Raw genomic sequence first — 14,441 nt, 5'->3', positions numbered from 1 at the left:
TTTAGGGTATTATCACTACGGATAACGCTTTTTGGTCTGCGATAATTGTAACATTATTATGTTTTTTTAGGATAGATGCAGGGAATTCCTCGGAAATGTCACCGTGTATCAATTTCTTCAAGGTTTCGGCTTTTTCTTCACCAGATATCAGCAGCAGAATTTCTTTGCTTTTCATGATTGTTGAAATGCCCATCGTAACGGCATGTGTAGGAACTTCGTCCATGGAATCGAAATAACGAGCATTCGCTTGGCGCGTTGAATCTTCAAGTGTCACGACATGTGTACCGGATGTGAAGGAAGTTCCAGGTTCATTAAAACCAATATGGCCATTTTGCCCAATACCAAGTATCTGAAGATCGATCCCTCCCACGGAATCAATCATTTCGTCATACCGTTTACATTCTCCGTTGGTGTCATCGGCTGTGCCATTAGGTAGGTGAGTGCGCTCTTTATTTATATTGATGTGAGTGAATAAGGAGTCTTCCATATAATAATGGTAACTGTTTGGATCATTTGGTTTTAATCCGATATACTCATCAAGATTAAAAGACGTTACATTTTCATAAGAAGTATGGTTAAGCACGTGATCTTCAATCAAAATATCGTACATTCCTTTAGGGGTACCGCCTGTTGCAAGGCCCAATTTGATATTTGGATTTCCTTTGACTTTTCCGATCACTATTTCTGCAGCTGTCCGGCTCATTTCCATGTAGTCCTGCACTTGTATGATATTCATTATACATTCTCCTTTTTAAAAGCTAAATTTCCTCTGCAGAACGTCATTTCAACGTCCAAACGGTCATTCAATATTACAAGATCGGCGTCTTTGCCGACTTGGATGCTTCCTTTTCTGTCAAAAATCCGAAGCTGTTTGGCAGGGTTTTCTGCCGTCATTTTTATAATGTCTGTCATGGAACAATCGGTATATTCCATTGTGTTCTTGATGGCATCATTCATTTTCAATATACTGCCTGCCAGTGTACCGTTTGAAAGCGTTGCTTTCGTTTCGTTAACATACACAGGCTGACCACCTAAATCATAGATTCCCTTATCAAGCCATTTGGCACGAAGCGAGTCCGTTATCAAGATCATGCGTTCACTGGTAATCTGGTTATATGCCAGCTTCACCATTTCCGGCCTGCAGTGAATGCCGTCAGCAATAAGTTCAACATATAGCTCGTCTCGAAGATAAGCAGCTCCCAAAACACCAGGTTCGCGGTGATGGAGTCCCCGCATCCCATTATAAAGATGTGTAACGTGGGTAGTCCCTGCCTGGATAGCTTCATCTATTTGGTCATATGTTGCATCTGAATGTCCAATGGAAGCAACGACGCCAGTTCCCCTTAAGTGAGCGGCAAGGTCTAATCCGTTTGGTTGTTCAGGAGCAAGCGTTACAAGCTTGATTTGATTTTTGGACATTTCCTGCCACTTTTTGAATAGAGTGACATCAGGATCAACGATATACTCCTCAGGCTGTGCTCCTTTACGGGCAGGTGAAATGAAAGGACCTTCTAAATGAATCCCAACTATTTCAGCGTGTTCTTGAGTTTGATTTTCGATATATTTACCAGCATTAAGAAGTGCTGATTCAATGGCATCGGTAGATTGAGTCATTGTAGTGGCCAGAAAGCTGGTGGTTCCTTCTTTGGGAAGAGTCTCCGCCATTGTGGATAATGCTTCCTGTGTGGCATCCATTGCATCGGAATTGGATGCTCCGTGAATATGAATGTCGATGGCACCGGGAAGTGCATGATAATCCGGTGAAAGAGTAATTACCTTGGCATCATCGTCCTGTTTGTATTGGCTGACTGGACCAACTTCGGCAATTTTTCCATCCACGACTTTAATATACCCATTTTTGTATGTTTCCTTTTCGCCATGAACTATTAGATTATTAATAATGAATGTTTTCATACATAATCTCCTTTATGAAAGTAAAACTTAATGAATGAGTCATGATTGTCTTATATATTTTGTCCTCATTTTATCGTTTTTATCAAAAGTTGTCTAGACCAGTTGGGGCGAATAAGGAATAAAAAAGCCATATTTGCTTTGTTTTCAATGAATATAGTATATTTTCAGGTAAATTGGTATAGACATCTATATAATTTCTGTGCTAGTATAAGCCAAAGAAAGTTAATATATTGATAAAATGAAAACGCTTTATACGTCTTTTCGTTCTGCTGAATTAAAAGAAGTTAGGAACAAGGGAGATGAGTTCGATGTTGAATTTTTTACAAAAGATTGGGAAAGCTTTAATGTTACCGATTGCCGTTTTGCCAGCAGCGGCTTTTATTGCTTCGTTTAGGGCAACCGGATTTACTTGATATTGCATTTATGGCTGCCTCGGGAAAAGCGATTTTTGATAATCTTGCCATATTGTTCGCTTTAGGTATAGCGATTGGTTTATCCAAAGATGGAAGCGGTGCTGCGGCATTAGCTGGTCTTGTTGGTTATTTTGTTTTAACGAATGGTACACAAGCAATTAATAAAGATATCGATATGGCAGTATTAGGCGGTATTATATCTGGTATAGTTGCCGCTCTTCTATATAATAGATACTCTGACATAAGACTCCCTGAATGGCTTGGATTCTTTTCAGGTAAACGATTCGTTCCGATCATCACATCACTTGCGATGATTATACTTGCGGGAATATTCGGTTTTGTTTGGCCGCCGATTCAAGATGTTATTAATAACATCGGAGACTGGATTACAGGTGCAGGGGCATTGGGTGCCGGCGTATTTGGCGTATTGAACCGCTTATTGCTTCCAGTAGGATTGCATCATGTCTTGAATAGTATGGTTTGGTTCGTTTTTGGTGAATACAATGGAGCGACAGGTGATATAAATCGTTTCTTCGCAGGGGACCCGACTGCTGGGCCCTTCATGACCGGCTTTTTCCCGATCATGATGTTCGGCCTTCCAGCTGCAGCATTAGCGATGATTGCAGCTGCTAAGAAAGAAAAACGTAAATTGGTGACGGGGATGCTTGTTGGGTTAGCTTTCACTTCTTTCCTTACAGGAATCACTGAACCGATTGAATTTCTGTTCATGTTCATCGCACCGGTGTTATATGTAATACATGCCCTTTTAACCGGGGTCTCTCTGGCACTTGCCGTTATATTGGATATCCATCATGGTTTTGGATTCTCCGCAGGAGCCATAGATTACTTCCTGAACTTTGGTATCGCGCAAAAACCGCTATGGTTAATACCGATTGGATTGGTATACGCGGCAGTTTACTTCGTGATTTTCTATTTTGTCATCAAGATCATGGATTTAAAAACTCCTGGCCGTGAAGACGATGAGGAAGATGCGGAAGAAGAAGCTATTGTGAAAACAGGGGATAAATATACCGATATGGGATCGCTTTTCATTCAAGACCTTGGCGGTAAAGAAAATATAAAGCTTATTGATAACTGTGCAACACGCTTGCGTTTACAAGTGGCCGATTCAGGAAATGTGAATGAAGCCGCCTTAAAACGGCATGGTGCGCGCGGTGTCATGAAGTTGAATAAATCGAGTGTGCAGGTCATTGTTGGAACGAATGTTGAATTCGTTGCAAATGCGATGAAACAACTTGTCAAGAATGGCGTCGACCCAAGCCAAGTGAAAACAAGTCCATCTGCACAAGTGGCAGAGGATAGAATGGAAGAAAACCAAGCTTTGGGTGCTAATGACTTTGTCCTTCCAATTGAAGGAAACGTTTTACCGATAGAACAAGTTCCCGATCAAGTGTTTGCTATGAAAATGATGGGGGATGGCTTTGCTATCGAGCCAGTCGACGGAAAACTAGTATCCCCAATCGATGGGGAAGTTCTAAGTATCTTCCCGACAAATCATGCACTGGGATTGAAAATGGATAATGGTCTGGAAATTCTGATCCATGTTGGCTTAGATACAGTTAAATTAAATGGAGAAGGGTTTACATCTCTTGTGCAAGAAGGACAAAGAATAACAAAAGGAACACCTCTTTTGGAAATTGATTTAGAGTTCATAAAACGGAATGCACCATCAACGGTCACTCCTATTATATTCACTAACTTACCTGAAGGAACGGCAGTGAAATTGCAAAAGTCAGGGATCCAGAAACAAAATACGCCAGATATCATCCAGTTGGAAAAACTATAAATTTGTAAAAAAAAGGGACGTCGACTAGTCGACATCCCTTCAGACTGTAGACAAACTCGAAGAAAAGCGAGTGTGCCTGCAGTTTTTTTCTTTGAAAGAAGTTCCAGTTGATTTTTGAAATCCGCGCCTTTTCCGCGGACTGTCTGCCACATTGTTCAATGTCCAAAACCGGATTGGCTCTGCCATTGGTGTAGCCATCCTAGCCAGCATTCTGGGGACAGTGGGCACTGGCCCGATGGGAACGAATGGGGAGAAGCATGTTAATTTAACATCCTATCAATTTGCTCTCCTCGGTTCTGTGGCTTTGCTCGTCATAGCCCTATTATTTGCGATGCGTTTGAAAAAGGATAATTTTAAGGCGGAGATACCGAAACAGCAAATGGCTAAATCCCTTAATGTAAAACAGGTCAGAAGCGGATAACCGTGATTTGTAAGTGACCTCCTTTTCATTTTCCAGCAGTAAAGGGCCTAAGTAAATTAAAGATTGGCTTTGCGGCTCACTACCATATATAAAAAAGAGCCTGTTCGATTGGAAACAGGCTCTGATATTAGGTCTTATGACTCAGAGAAAAAGAGTGTTATGCATTCGAGCATATGCCGGTTATTTCTGATGCATCGACGATACGCTGAACTTCCGTTCCCTCGAGTGTCTCTTTTTTCAATAACTCTTCAACGAGCTCTTCATACTGTATGCGATTCGAGTCAATCAACATTTCCGTTTCCTGAATCGCTTTCGTGAATAATTCCTGCATCTTTTGCTCCTTTTCACCTTTATTAAAGGTGAGGGTAAATCCATCTTGAAGCATTCCGGTATCGACCATTTGTTCAAGGAGATGTTTCGCCTGTTGTACATCTCCGCCTACACCGATGCTATGTTCTCCTAAATACATTCTTTCCGCCACGCCACCCGCTAAGATCATTTTGACTTGATCAAGCAATTCACTGGCTGTTGCCAGATGGAGTTCTTTTGGTATTGGAGCTACATATCCAAGGGCTTCCCCACGCGGAATGATGGTCGCCTTTCGAACGGAACCGGGCTTTGTCAAAGCTGCAATCAGGGCATGTCCACTTTCATGAATGGCCACACGCCGCTTCGTATCCGCATCATTCAAGGTACGCGATGTCGCTCCAAGTATCGTACGGTCAATGGCGTAATCAAGATCCTGTTTACGAATCATATCCTGTTCATTCCTCAGGGCATGCCGCGAGGCAGTATCGAACAGGGAGCTTAAGTCAGCGCCGGAGAAACCGGATGTACTTTCAGCCAACTCATCCAGGGAAGCCAGGACATCTGTCGCCAGACGCTTTCCCTTCGTATGGATATCGATGATTTCCTTTCTTCCCTGTGTATCTGGAAGTGGAACCTGGAAAGAAAAATCGATCCTGCCCGGACGTAGAAATGCCTCATCGAGCATATCTTTCCGGTTGGTCGCTGCTATGAATAAAATGCCTTCATTTGGATGGCCTCCATCCAATTGCACAAGCAGTTCAGTTAACGTTTTTTCGCCTTCTTCACCGCCATGAGCTTTCCTTTTACCAGCCAACGCGTCCACCTCATCGATGAAAATGACAGCTGGAGATTGCTTACGTGCATTTTGGAAAAGGCTGCGGACACGGGCTGCACCGACCCCAACAAACATTTCGTTGAAGGCTGAACCGCTCGTTGAGAAGAAGTTTGCACCAAGCTCTTTTGCGATTGCCTGTGCAAGCAGCGTTTTCCCCGTTCCAGGGGGGCCGTATAATAAAATGCCTTGAGGCGGCTTAATTCCAATTTTAGCTGAACGTTCAGGTTCCTTTAGTGTAGTGAGTGTCTGTAGGATTTCCTGTTTGATTTCGGATTGCAAACCGCCTACATCATCCAAAGTTATCTCTGGCAGAGGCTTTGGGGTGGAAAGGCTTTGCTTTTTACTGCCGATCCGCAATCCGCCCTTTGATTTTTTCTGTATAATGACACCGGTTGTGACGAGAGCCGCCATCAATCCGCCTAAAATCCATAATGCTGATTTATTAGTTGATGAAAAAGAATATTGAACGTTATAAGTTTCGACAAGTTTATTGATCATTTGACTGTTGGGAGGAATACTGGAAACGTATTCTCCATCTGGTGTGGAGATGTGAAGAGTGCCATTTCTTTTTTCTTCAATAGTGACAAGGGCTCCATTTTGGGCTTTAATCGTCTTTTCCACCGAAGAAAAAGGAATGACCATATCCTTTGACTGAGTAACAACATACCAACTGATTCCAGCAATTATCACAATGAGAACCGTCAGGAACGGCAGCAATTTCGAAACTAGTTTAGAGTTCGAGTTCAATTTTTCATCTCCTTTAACAATATATATTCAGTATAAAATTTTTAAACGTGTAATCATAGCCTAAAATAAAGTAAATAATGTTAAATACAAGAAAATGTCATTTAATTATGAAAATTTTAAGAATGGAGTCCGGATTTTTTAATCTAACCAGCATATTAGACTTTTTAAATGTGAAATGCTAAAGTGAAATGGTCTAAGTCATGAAAAAATAAAATGGTAGAAGAGTGTGAAGTTCTATGAGTAAATTTATAAAAGACTATATGATTACGATGAAGGATATCGTTAGAGAAGGGGATCCCATTCTGCGTCAGGTAACGGATGAAGTCAGCCTGCCGATTTCGGATGAAGATCGTGAAACGTTGGAATGCATGATGCAATACCTTAAAAACAGCCAAGACCCAAAACTCCAAAAGAAGTATAACTTACGCGAAGGAGTGGGGTTGTCTGCAAATCAGATAGGCTTGAATAAACGCATGTTCGTCATGTATTTTCCCGATGAAAAGGGGAAGCTGTTTGAATATGCCCTTGTGAATCCGAAAATCATCAGTCATTCGGCTACAATGATCTATTTACCGCAAAGTGAAGGTTGCCTTTCTGTCGATCGTGATATTAAAGGATATGTACCACGTTATGAACGGGTTAAAATCAAAGCGGTGGATGGTAATGGTGAAGAAATAGAGATGCGCCTGAAGGGCTTTGCCGCAATCGTGTTTCAACATGAGTTAGATCATTTAAACGGGATGATGTTTTATGACCGGATCAACACCGAAAACCCTTTCAAGCTTCCGGAAAACGTGGAAGTGAAAAGTCTGTAAGTCCAGAAAGGCAAAGCGCCATGCTTTGCCTTTCTACTGTTTTATGGCTGAGGAAGCACATCCTCCTCCATATGCTTCCGCAAATCACTGAATATGGCCAGGCTCATTTGCTGGTACCCTTCTGAAGTGAGGTGGATGCCATCATCGCTAATCAAGTGATCCAAGTCACCGGCTGATTTGATATAGGAACGGACATCGATCAATGGCACCTTCAGTTCCTCTGCAAGGTTTTTCAATTGGCGATTATACATCCCATGCCAATGTTCAATACCACCGACATGGGAAACGAAGTGCCCGATTGAATGACCGAACTTTTCAGCGATGGATCTGTAATACCTGGCAGGATCAAGTGGCGGGAGAGTTAAAAGGAAAGGTGTTACATGCTTGTCCTGAACCTGCTTGACAAGTTGTGTGATATTTTCCAGGTAGCGTTCGATTGGAACGATAGGCTCATGGTCACCTTCTGGATTCTTGGCTACTTCGTCCCAATGGAAGTTACAGTCGTTTCCACCGACCTCTATTAATACGATATCGGGGTTTTCCGACATGACGTCTTTCTCGATCCGGCTAACCAACAGGTCGGAGTTGTCATTGAAAACCCCTTTATTCAAAACCTCCACGAATGGCAAAGATTCTGTTAGCTTAGCTAAAGAGTTCGGATAATTTTCTTTAATGATGCGAAGGCGCCCCCTAACATAAGAAATGCCTCTGGTTAAACTGTCTCCAAAACATACGATCTTCAAACTTCTCACCTCCGTATTTGAATGTGTTACTTATATTTTAGTAGTGGAATGGTTTTTCGGCAATCTTCACCTCCTTTATAGAAGGGAGATGAAAATAACAAAAAGCGCTGGAAGTGCAGCGCCGCTTTTTATTTATTGTAATGATTCCTTTTTTGAAGGTGTTTCCACTCTTGTTTTTCCCATGAAGAACACAGTGATTGCTGCAAGACCGATCGGAATGAGAGCCAAGGTGAATATCAATGAAATCGAATCGGACATCGCATGAACGATTTTATCCAGGATAAAGTCCGGAATCTCCGCACGTGCGTCCGATTGGAAGAGCTGACGTGGGTCCTCCATCAATCCGGCTGTATCCGGACTTCCTTGCATTCCTTTAAATGCATCAGTCATTTTATTTGTGAATACATTGGTTTGAATCGCTCCATAAATCGTTACACCGAGTGTCATCCCAAAAGAACGGAGGAATGAGTTTGTTGAGTTGGCCGACCCCCGGAATCTAGGTTCCAAGTTGTGAATGGACGCAATAGGCAAAAGGGAGAAGGAAAAGCCCATGCCAAATCCAGTCAGGATCATGTACAAAGTTAATAAAGTCCTGCTGGTATCAGGGGTGATGGTCCCTAATAGAAGCATTCCTGCAAAATAACAGATGACGGAAATCGTCATTAAGTTGCGAAAGCTTGTCTTAGTATTGAATATCCCGCCAACTGCACTGCCGAATACAGAACCAAGCATCATGGGAGTGAGGATCAATCCGGCATTTGTTGCGGAACCACCGTAAACTGCCTGCACGAAAATCGGGATATAGACGGTTAAAATAATGAATGTACCGCCATAAAGAATGGCTAAGATCTGAGAAGTGGCAAATAATCGCCTTTTAAACAGCCATAATGAAATGATTGGATCTTTTGCTCTTTTTTCGAAAAAGAAAAATGAAACGAAGAAAACCACAAAACTGGCAAACAGACCTATGATAGGAGAGGAACTCCAACCATACTCGCCGCCCAGTTCGAGAGCGAACATTAAGCTGATGACGGCAATGACGAGAGTTGCTGCGCCACCCCAATCAATTTTTTGCTCTTGGGTGTTGGGTGACTCCTTGTAATAATTCCAGATGAAAAATAAAGAAATGATCCCAATCGGAACATTGACGTAGAAAATCCAGTGCCAGCTGGAGTATTCAGTAATATAAGCACCTAAAAGTGGTCCCAATACGCTTGATGCCCCAAATACAGCACCGAAAAGGCCAGTTAATTTTCCGCGTTTTTCAGGTGGGAAAATATCAAAAATGATTGTAAAGGCTATAGGCATCAAAGCGCCTCCGCCTATCCCTTGGATTGCACGGAAGATACTTAACTGCACTATGCTCTGAGCCATGCCACATAATGCTGAACCGATCAAAAAGACTATAAGTCCAAAAATAAAAAACCTCTTTCTTCCATACATATCGGAAAGCTTACCGAATATAGGCATACTTGCCATCGTGGCGACCATATAGGCAGATGTCACCCACACAAACTTATCAAATCCGCCTAAATCAGAAACGATCGTTCCCATTGCAGTCGCAACAATCGTATTATCCATTGCTGACATCAAGATACCCAGTAGTAAACCGGCAACAATGAATTTTTGTTTTTTTTGAACGTTCATTTATTTTCCTCCTTCGTATCAACCAACTCATGAATTTCCTTTACATGGTTGAAGGGTAAACGTTAAGATGAAACAAAACATTTATCTCGAAAATCAAGATAAATTTAAGTGTAAAAGGGGTGGCATTTTATGTCAAGCGATAATAGGGTGAATGCAGCTCTGTTAGAGAGTTTAACACGCAGTTTGCAGCGGTATGGAATGAGATCCGTTTTATTTCAACAAAATATGGCCCAAAAAATAGGGGTATCCCAAACAGACTTAAAGAGTGCTGAAATATTGAATGAAACAGGACCGATAACCGCTGGTGAATTATCCAAAATTACAGGATTGAGCACGGGCTCGGTTACTGCACTGATCAATCGCCTTGAGAAATCCGGTTATGTTAAAAGAGAACGAGATCAATTGGACGGAAGACGGGTAATGATCGCTCCGATACCCAAAAGACAGGAACAGATTAAGTCGCACTATAAATCGCTCTCTATGGCCACAAAAGATTTATGCTCCGCTTATAATGAGCAAGAACTAATATTGATCAATCAATTTGTTGAGGATATTACAAAAATCATGGACAAAGAAAATGACAAGTTAATGAGTGAGCGTGAAAGGTAGCCGATATGAAGGCCGCCTTTTTTATTTTTAGCCAGCTGGCAGCTCCTTATCCTACGAAAGCAAAAGGGATTGAGTCGTTTTTATTTAAAGAGAATGAATAATGTCACATTTCCATTAAAATATATATTGATAATGATTTTCATTATCTGATAATATGAATCTACAAATCATTTCAAAGGGAGAATACATTATGAAGAAAGCAAAGGCGTCGTTAGCGGTCTTACTATCAACCAGTCTATTATTTGGCTGTACGCAGGAAAAGGAAGGAACTAAGCCGGCAGATGATAATGCCAAAGAGGCAAGTGCTAGTAAGCTTGATGATATATCCAGCGAGTACCGGGAATATGCGATTGGTGAAATAGAAGAGTTTGTAGACGCAACGGAAGATTTCACTGCGGCCGTATCTGCCGGTGATATTGAAAAAGCGAAGGAATTATACGCACCAGCCCGCATGCATTATGAGAGAGCGGAACCCATCGCTGAAGTATTTGGAGATCTTGATCCCAAAATCGATGCGCGTGAAGGGGATGTCAAAGATGCAGAATGGGGCGGTTACCACCGGATTGAAATGGGGTTATGGAACGAAAATACAACGAAGGGATACGAAAAGTATGCAGATCAATTAATGAGTGACGTCAATTTGCTTCGAGCCAAAGTTGAAACGGTTGAGGTAACACCCGATTTGTTGATCACGGGTGCGGTGGATTTATTGAATGAAGTTTCCACGAGTAAAGTGACAGGAGAAGAGGACCGATACTCACATACCGATTTATATGATTTCGTGGCAAATGTTGAAGGTGCAGAGAAGATCTATGAACTGCTTACTCCAGCGCTAAAAGAAAAGGATGCGAAGCTTGCTGCGGAAATCCAACAACGTTTTGACGATGTATACGGCTTGCTTGAAAAGCATAAGGAAGGGAATGGCTACATCTCATATACGGATTTAAAGGAATCTGAAGTCAAAGAGTTAAGTCAAGCAATAGATGCTTTAGCTGAACCACTTTCGCAAATAGGGATTGTAACGGAGGAATCTTAATTGAAAGAACATACGCCGAAAGATGAAACTGGGCTTTTTACAAAAAAAGTGAGTCGTCGAAATATGTTGAAAACGGCAGGAGTCGGTGGAATCGGAGTCGTGATAGGAGCATCTGGATTTGGAGGGATGCTGACACTTTCTGAACAAAGGGCAAAGGGACAAACTAAGGATATTGTTCCTTTTTATGGAGAGCATCAAGCCGGTATAACCACTGAAGCGCAAGATAACCTTTACTTCGCATCATTGGAAGTAACCACAGATAAAAGGTCCGATTTAATCCAGTTATTTAAGGATTGGACAGAGGCTGCATCACAGATGACAGCAGGGAAATTGATTGGTGAAGCTTCACTTAATACTAATATGCCCCCTAAGGATACAGGGGAGGCGAAAGAATTATCACCTTCCAATTTAACGATCACTTTTGGAGTGGGTCCGACCCTGTTTTCGAAGGATGGCAAAGATCGATTTGGTTTGAAATCGAAAAGGCCTGCTGAATTAAAGGACCTGCCCAAATTCCCTTTAGATGCGTTAGAAGATGAATGGAGCGGTGGGGATATTTGTATCCAAGCATGTGCAGATGATCTTCAAGTGGCTTTTCATGCCGTCCGGAACTTAGTGAGGATCGGAAGAGGGAAAACGATCATTCATTGGGCACAAACAGGTTTTCAACGGACTAAGCAAGCCGATTCACAAAAAACGACTCCGCGGAACTTATTCGGGTTTAAGGATGGGACGGTCAATCCGGATACGAATGAAAACAAGGAAATGAATGAGCATGTTTGGGTGAAGGCAGAGGACGGCCCTGACTGGCTTGTTGGAGGCAGTTATATGGTGGTGCGCCGAATCCAGATGTACATTGAGGTTTGGGACCGGACAATATTGAAAGAACAAGAAAATACGTTTGGCCGTCATCGTGACAGTGGAGCTCCACTAGGGATGAAGAATGAGTTCGATACCGTGGATCTCAAAGCTAAAGATCCAAATGGAAACCGGATCATTCCAGAAGATTCGCATATGAGTCTCTCCAGGGGGGACGGAAAAGCAAAGATATTGCGGCGTCCCTATTCATATGCAGATGGAATGGATCCTAAAACAGGGAGCTTCAATGCCGGCTTGCTATTCATTTGTTTTCAGCGAAATCCAAGTAAACAATTCGTTCCTATACAAGAGCGACTAGCGAAAAATGATAAGCTCAACGAATATATCGTTCACAGGGGCAGTGCCATGTTCGCTTGTTTACCAGGTGTGAAAAAGGGTGGCTATATTGGGGATTCACTTTTTGGATAAATATAATTTTAAATGAGGACGTGAAAATCGCCAGCATGGATATTATCCGGTTGGCGATTTTAGTTCATGAATAAGGAGGGACCAGTATGACCGTTTCTAAATGGAAGAGTGGGATATTGGTTTTAATAGTCAGCCTTTTATTTCTTTCGACTGCTGTAAGGGTTGTTTCGGCGGGTGAAAACCATGATCAGCTTTTTGTTTATATTGGCGATAGCCTAATGAAGGTAAAATCCGGAGACCTTGAGGATGTGTCGAAAAATATCGATCTATTCGAGAAAGATTGGAAAACGATTAAAACGGACAGCGAAAGTGCGAGGAAAGTCGATGAGAGTCTTACCGCGGTAAAAAGTGCTGTGAGCGGCCAAGCCTCCACTGATGAAATCAAGAAGCGATTATCGGCATTATCAAGTACTCTTGTCATTTATGATACCAAGGAAAACCCAGTTGACAAGACGGACTATAAAGAACGGTTGGAAGCGATACTTCCTTTAATAGATGAGTTGGACGCTTCGATAACTGAAGGTGACTTTGATCAAGCTAAAGTTCAATATACCAACCTCCTGAATCAATGGACCGACGCAGAGGTCATTGTCAGGGAGAAAAGTGTAGCTGCATATGGTGAAATTGAAACGAAAATGGCATTTGTACGGATAGCGGTTACCCAAGACCCGCCTGATCCGGAAAAAGCCAAAAAAAATCTAACTGAATTGAAGGGTCTAATCGAGGATTTCCTTGCTGGTAAAGTTGAAGAAGGAAGCCAGAAGAATACCTTTTCACTTGGGGATGTAACGCAACTTTTACAAGGAAGTGCAACGGACATTGAAAAGGATGACATCGATTCTGCCGTTGATAAGCTAAATGAAATTTTAACAATTTGGCCTAATATCGAAGGAGAGGTTTCCACAAGGGACAGCAAGCTATACAGCGATATGGAAACGAAAGTCCCTACCGCAATCAGCCTATTGCAGTCGAAAAAGGTAAAGGCGGAGGAAGCGAAGGGAATTGTATCCGATTTAAACACTAGGTTACTCCCTTTAATTGATGATACGGGTTATACAACATGGGATGCTGCGCTGATCCTTTTACGGGAAGGGCTGGAGGCACTCTTGATTGTAGCTACTTTATTGTCTTTCCTAAAGAAAATCGGGCAAGCGGACAAACAAAAATGGATTTGGACAGGGGTTGGTGCGGGTTTAGTTGCCAGTTCCATATTGGCGGTCATAATCAATATCGTTTTCTCTCAGATCACGGCTGCGTCAAGCCGGGAATATATTGAGGGAATCACTGGGATAATAGCCGTATTGATGATGTTGACAATTGGTCTTTGGCTTCATAGTAAATCGAATGTCCATGCATGGAACCGGTATATCGGCAAGCAAATGAACCAAGCCATTGCAACGGGAAGCATCATCTCTTTCGCTTTAATCAGTTTTCTATCCATATTCCGTGAAGGTGCCGAGACCATTATCTTTTATGCTGGAATGGCTCCTTATATGGAATTAAAGCAGCTGCTGAGCGGAATTTTCCTTGCCTTCCTCATATTAGTGGTAATCGGTTTCGTCATGCTGCGGTACAGTGTGAAATTACCGATGACCCTATTCTTTAAAGTGGCAACGATACTCATATATGCCTTGGCATTCAAGATTCTTGGAGTCTCCATCCATTCACTTCAGGTTTCGCAGGTGATACAGACAAATACGATCAGCTCTTTCCCGTTTGTAGAAACGATAGGTCTTTATCCGACAATGGAAACGCTGGTGCCGCAAGCTGTATTAATTTTGCTGATTGCATTGGCCACCATTTGGGTCAAAAAGAGTAATTCCTTACGTGCAACCGAATAATAAAAAGGGACTGAGGA

Annotated in this window: 11 protein-coding genes and 1 pseudogene; 7 read left to right on the top strand and 5 right to left on the bottom strand. The window is 42.2% G+C overall.

Annotated features, from left to right (window positions below; genetic code table 11):
* Position 1: 1 nt before the first annotated feature.
* Complete coding sequence (gene nagB / locus QFZ73_RS10035; RefSeq protein ID WP_251435957.1) at positions 2 to 736, bottom strand: glucosamine-6-phosphate deaminase; 735 nt, start codon at positions 734 to 736, stop codon at positions 2 to 4.
* Positions 736 to 1,914, bottom strand: a complete 1,179-nt coding sequence (nagA, locus tag QFZ73_RS10030) for an N-acetylglucosamine-6-phosphate deacetylase (RefSeq protein WP_307265797.1) — start codon at positions 1,912 to 1,914, stop codon at positions 736 to 738. The genes nagB and nagA overlap by 1 nt, the downstream gene beginning before the upstream one ends.
* Before the next feature lie 308 nt (positions 1,915 to 2,222).
* On the opposite strand from nagA, the pseudogene nagE reads away from it, so the two are divergent.
* Together nagE and QFZ73_RS10020 are read left to right on the top strand one after the other, a co-directional pair.
* Positions 2,223 to 4,134, top strand: a pseudogene (gene nagE, locus QFZ73_RS10025) (N-acetylglucosamine-specific PTS transporter subunit IIBC).
* 151 nt (positions 4,135 to 4,285) lie between these two features.
* Entirely contained in the window at positions 4,286 to 4,555 is a 270-nt protein-coding gene (locus tag QFZ73_RS10020) for a hypothetical protein (RefSeq protein ID WP_307265796.1), read from the top strand.
* A 157-nt stretch (positions 4,556 to 4,712) separates the two neighbouring features.
* Here the strand turns inward: QFZ73_RS10020 and QFZ73_RS10015 are convergent, their stop codons facing one another.
* Entirely contained in the window at positions 4,713 to 6,446 is a 1,734-nt protein-coding gene (locus QFZ73_RS10015; protein ID WP_307265794.1) for an AAA family ATPase, read from the bottom strand.
* Between the two features lie 236 nt (positions 6,447 to 6,682).
* On the opposite strand from QFZ73_RS10015, the gene def reads away from it, so the two are divergent.
* Positions 6,683 to 7,261, top strand: coding sequence for a peptide deformylase (def, locus tag QFZ73_RS10010; RefSeq protein WP_061461156.1), 579 nt, complete (start codon positions 6,683 to 6,685; stop codon positions 7,259 to 7,261).
* 41 nt (positions 7,262 to 7,302) lie between these two features.
* Here def and QFZ73_RS10005 read toward each other — a convergent pair whose 3' ends face one another.
* Entirely contained in the window at positions 7,303 to 8,004 is a 702-nt protein-coding gene (locus QFZ73_RS10005; RefSeq protein WP_307265792.1) for an SGNH/GDSL hydrolase family protein, read from the bottom strand.
* Positions 8,005 to 8,136: 132 nt separating this feature from the next.
* Positions 8,137 to 9,651, bottom strand: coding sequence for an MDR family MFS transporter (locus QFZ73_RS10000; protein ID WP_251435971.1), 1,515 nt, complete (start codon positions 9,649 to 9,651; stop codon positions 8,137 to 8,139).
* A 129-nt stretch (positions 9,652 to 9,780) separates the two neighbouring features.
* Between QFZ73_RS10000 and QFZ73_RS09995 the strand changes: the two genes are divergently transcribed.
* The 4 genes from QFZ73_RS09995 (at position 9,781) to QFZ73_RS09980 (ending at position 14,424) form a co-directional block, all read left to right on the top strand.
* Positions 9,781 to 10,260 carry a MarR family winged helix-turn-helix transcriptional regulator gene (locus QFZ73_RS09995; RefSeq protein ID WP_307265789.1) on the top strand — a complete coding sequence of 160 codons (480 nt, stop codon included), beginning with the start codon at positions 9,781 to 9,783 and terminating at the stop codon, positions 10,258 to 10,260.
* Between the two features lie 190 nt (positions 10,261 to 10,450).
* Positions 10,451 to 11,296 carry an iron uptake system protein EfeO gene (gene efeO / locus QFZ73_RS09990; protein ID WP_251435976.1) on the top strand — a complete coding sequence of 282 codons (846 nt, stop codon included), beginning with the start codon at positions 10,451 to 10,453 and terminating at the stop codon, positions 11,294 to 11,296.
* The gene (gene efeB / locus QFZ73_RS09985) at positions 11,297 to 12,583 is read left to right on the top strand and encodes an iron uptake transporter deferrochelatase/peroxidase subunit (protein ID WP_307265785.1); all 1,287 of its coding nucleotides are present in this window, start codon (positions 11,297 to 11,299) and stop codon (positions 12,581 to 12,583) included.
* Between the two features lie 86 nt (positions 12,584 to 12,669).
* Positions 12,670 to 14,424 carry an FTR1 family iron permease gene (locus QFZ73_RS09980; RefSeq protein ID WP_307265783.1) on the top strand — a complete coding sequence of 585 codons (1,755 nt, stop codon included), beginning with the start codon at positions 12,670 to 12,672 and terminating at the stop codon, positions 14,422 to 14,424.
* The last annotated feature ends 17 nt before the right edge of the window (positions 14,425 to 14,441 follow it).

The sequence above is a fragment of the Peribacillus sp. V2I11 genome (genome assembly GCF_030817135.1).
Taxonomy (GTDB): domain Bacteria; phylum Bacillota; class Bacilli; order Bacillales; family DSM-1321; genus Peribacillus; species Peribacillus simplex.
The sequence above is the reverse complement of the archived record's forward strand: the minus strand, read 5'-3'. Positions and strand labels throughout refer to the sequence as shown.

Excerpts from the sequence above, each read along its gene's own strand:
- efeO (WP_251435976.1), top strand. The coding sequence starts at position 10,451 with ATGAAGAAAGCAAAGGCGTCGTTAGCGGTCTTACTATCAACCAGTCTA.
- nagA (WP_307265797.1), bottom strand. The coding sequence starts at position 1,914 with ATGAAAACATTCATTATTAATAATCTAATAGTTCATGGCGAAAAGGAA.
- QFZ73_RS09980 (WP_307265783.1), top strand. The coding sequence starts at position 12,670 with ATGACCGTTTCTAAATGGAAGAGTGGGATATTGGTTTTAATAGTCAGC.
- nagB (WP_251435957.1), bottom strand. The coding sequence starts at position 736 with ATGAATATCATACAAGTGCAGGACTACATGGAAATGAGCCGGACAGCT.
- QFZ73_RS09995 (WP_307265789.1), top strand. The coding sequence starts at position 9,781 with ATGTCAAGCGATAATAGGGTGAATGCAGCTCTGTTAGAGAGTTTAACA.
- QFZ73_RS10000 (WP_251435971.1), bottom strand. The coding sequence starts at position 9,651 with ATGAACGTTCAAAAAAAACAAAAATTCATTGTTGCCGGTTTACTACTG.
- def (WP_061461156.1), top strand. The coding sequence starts at position 6,683 with ATGAGTAAATTTATAAAAGACTATATGATTACGATGAAGGATATCGTT.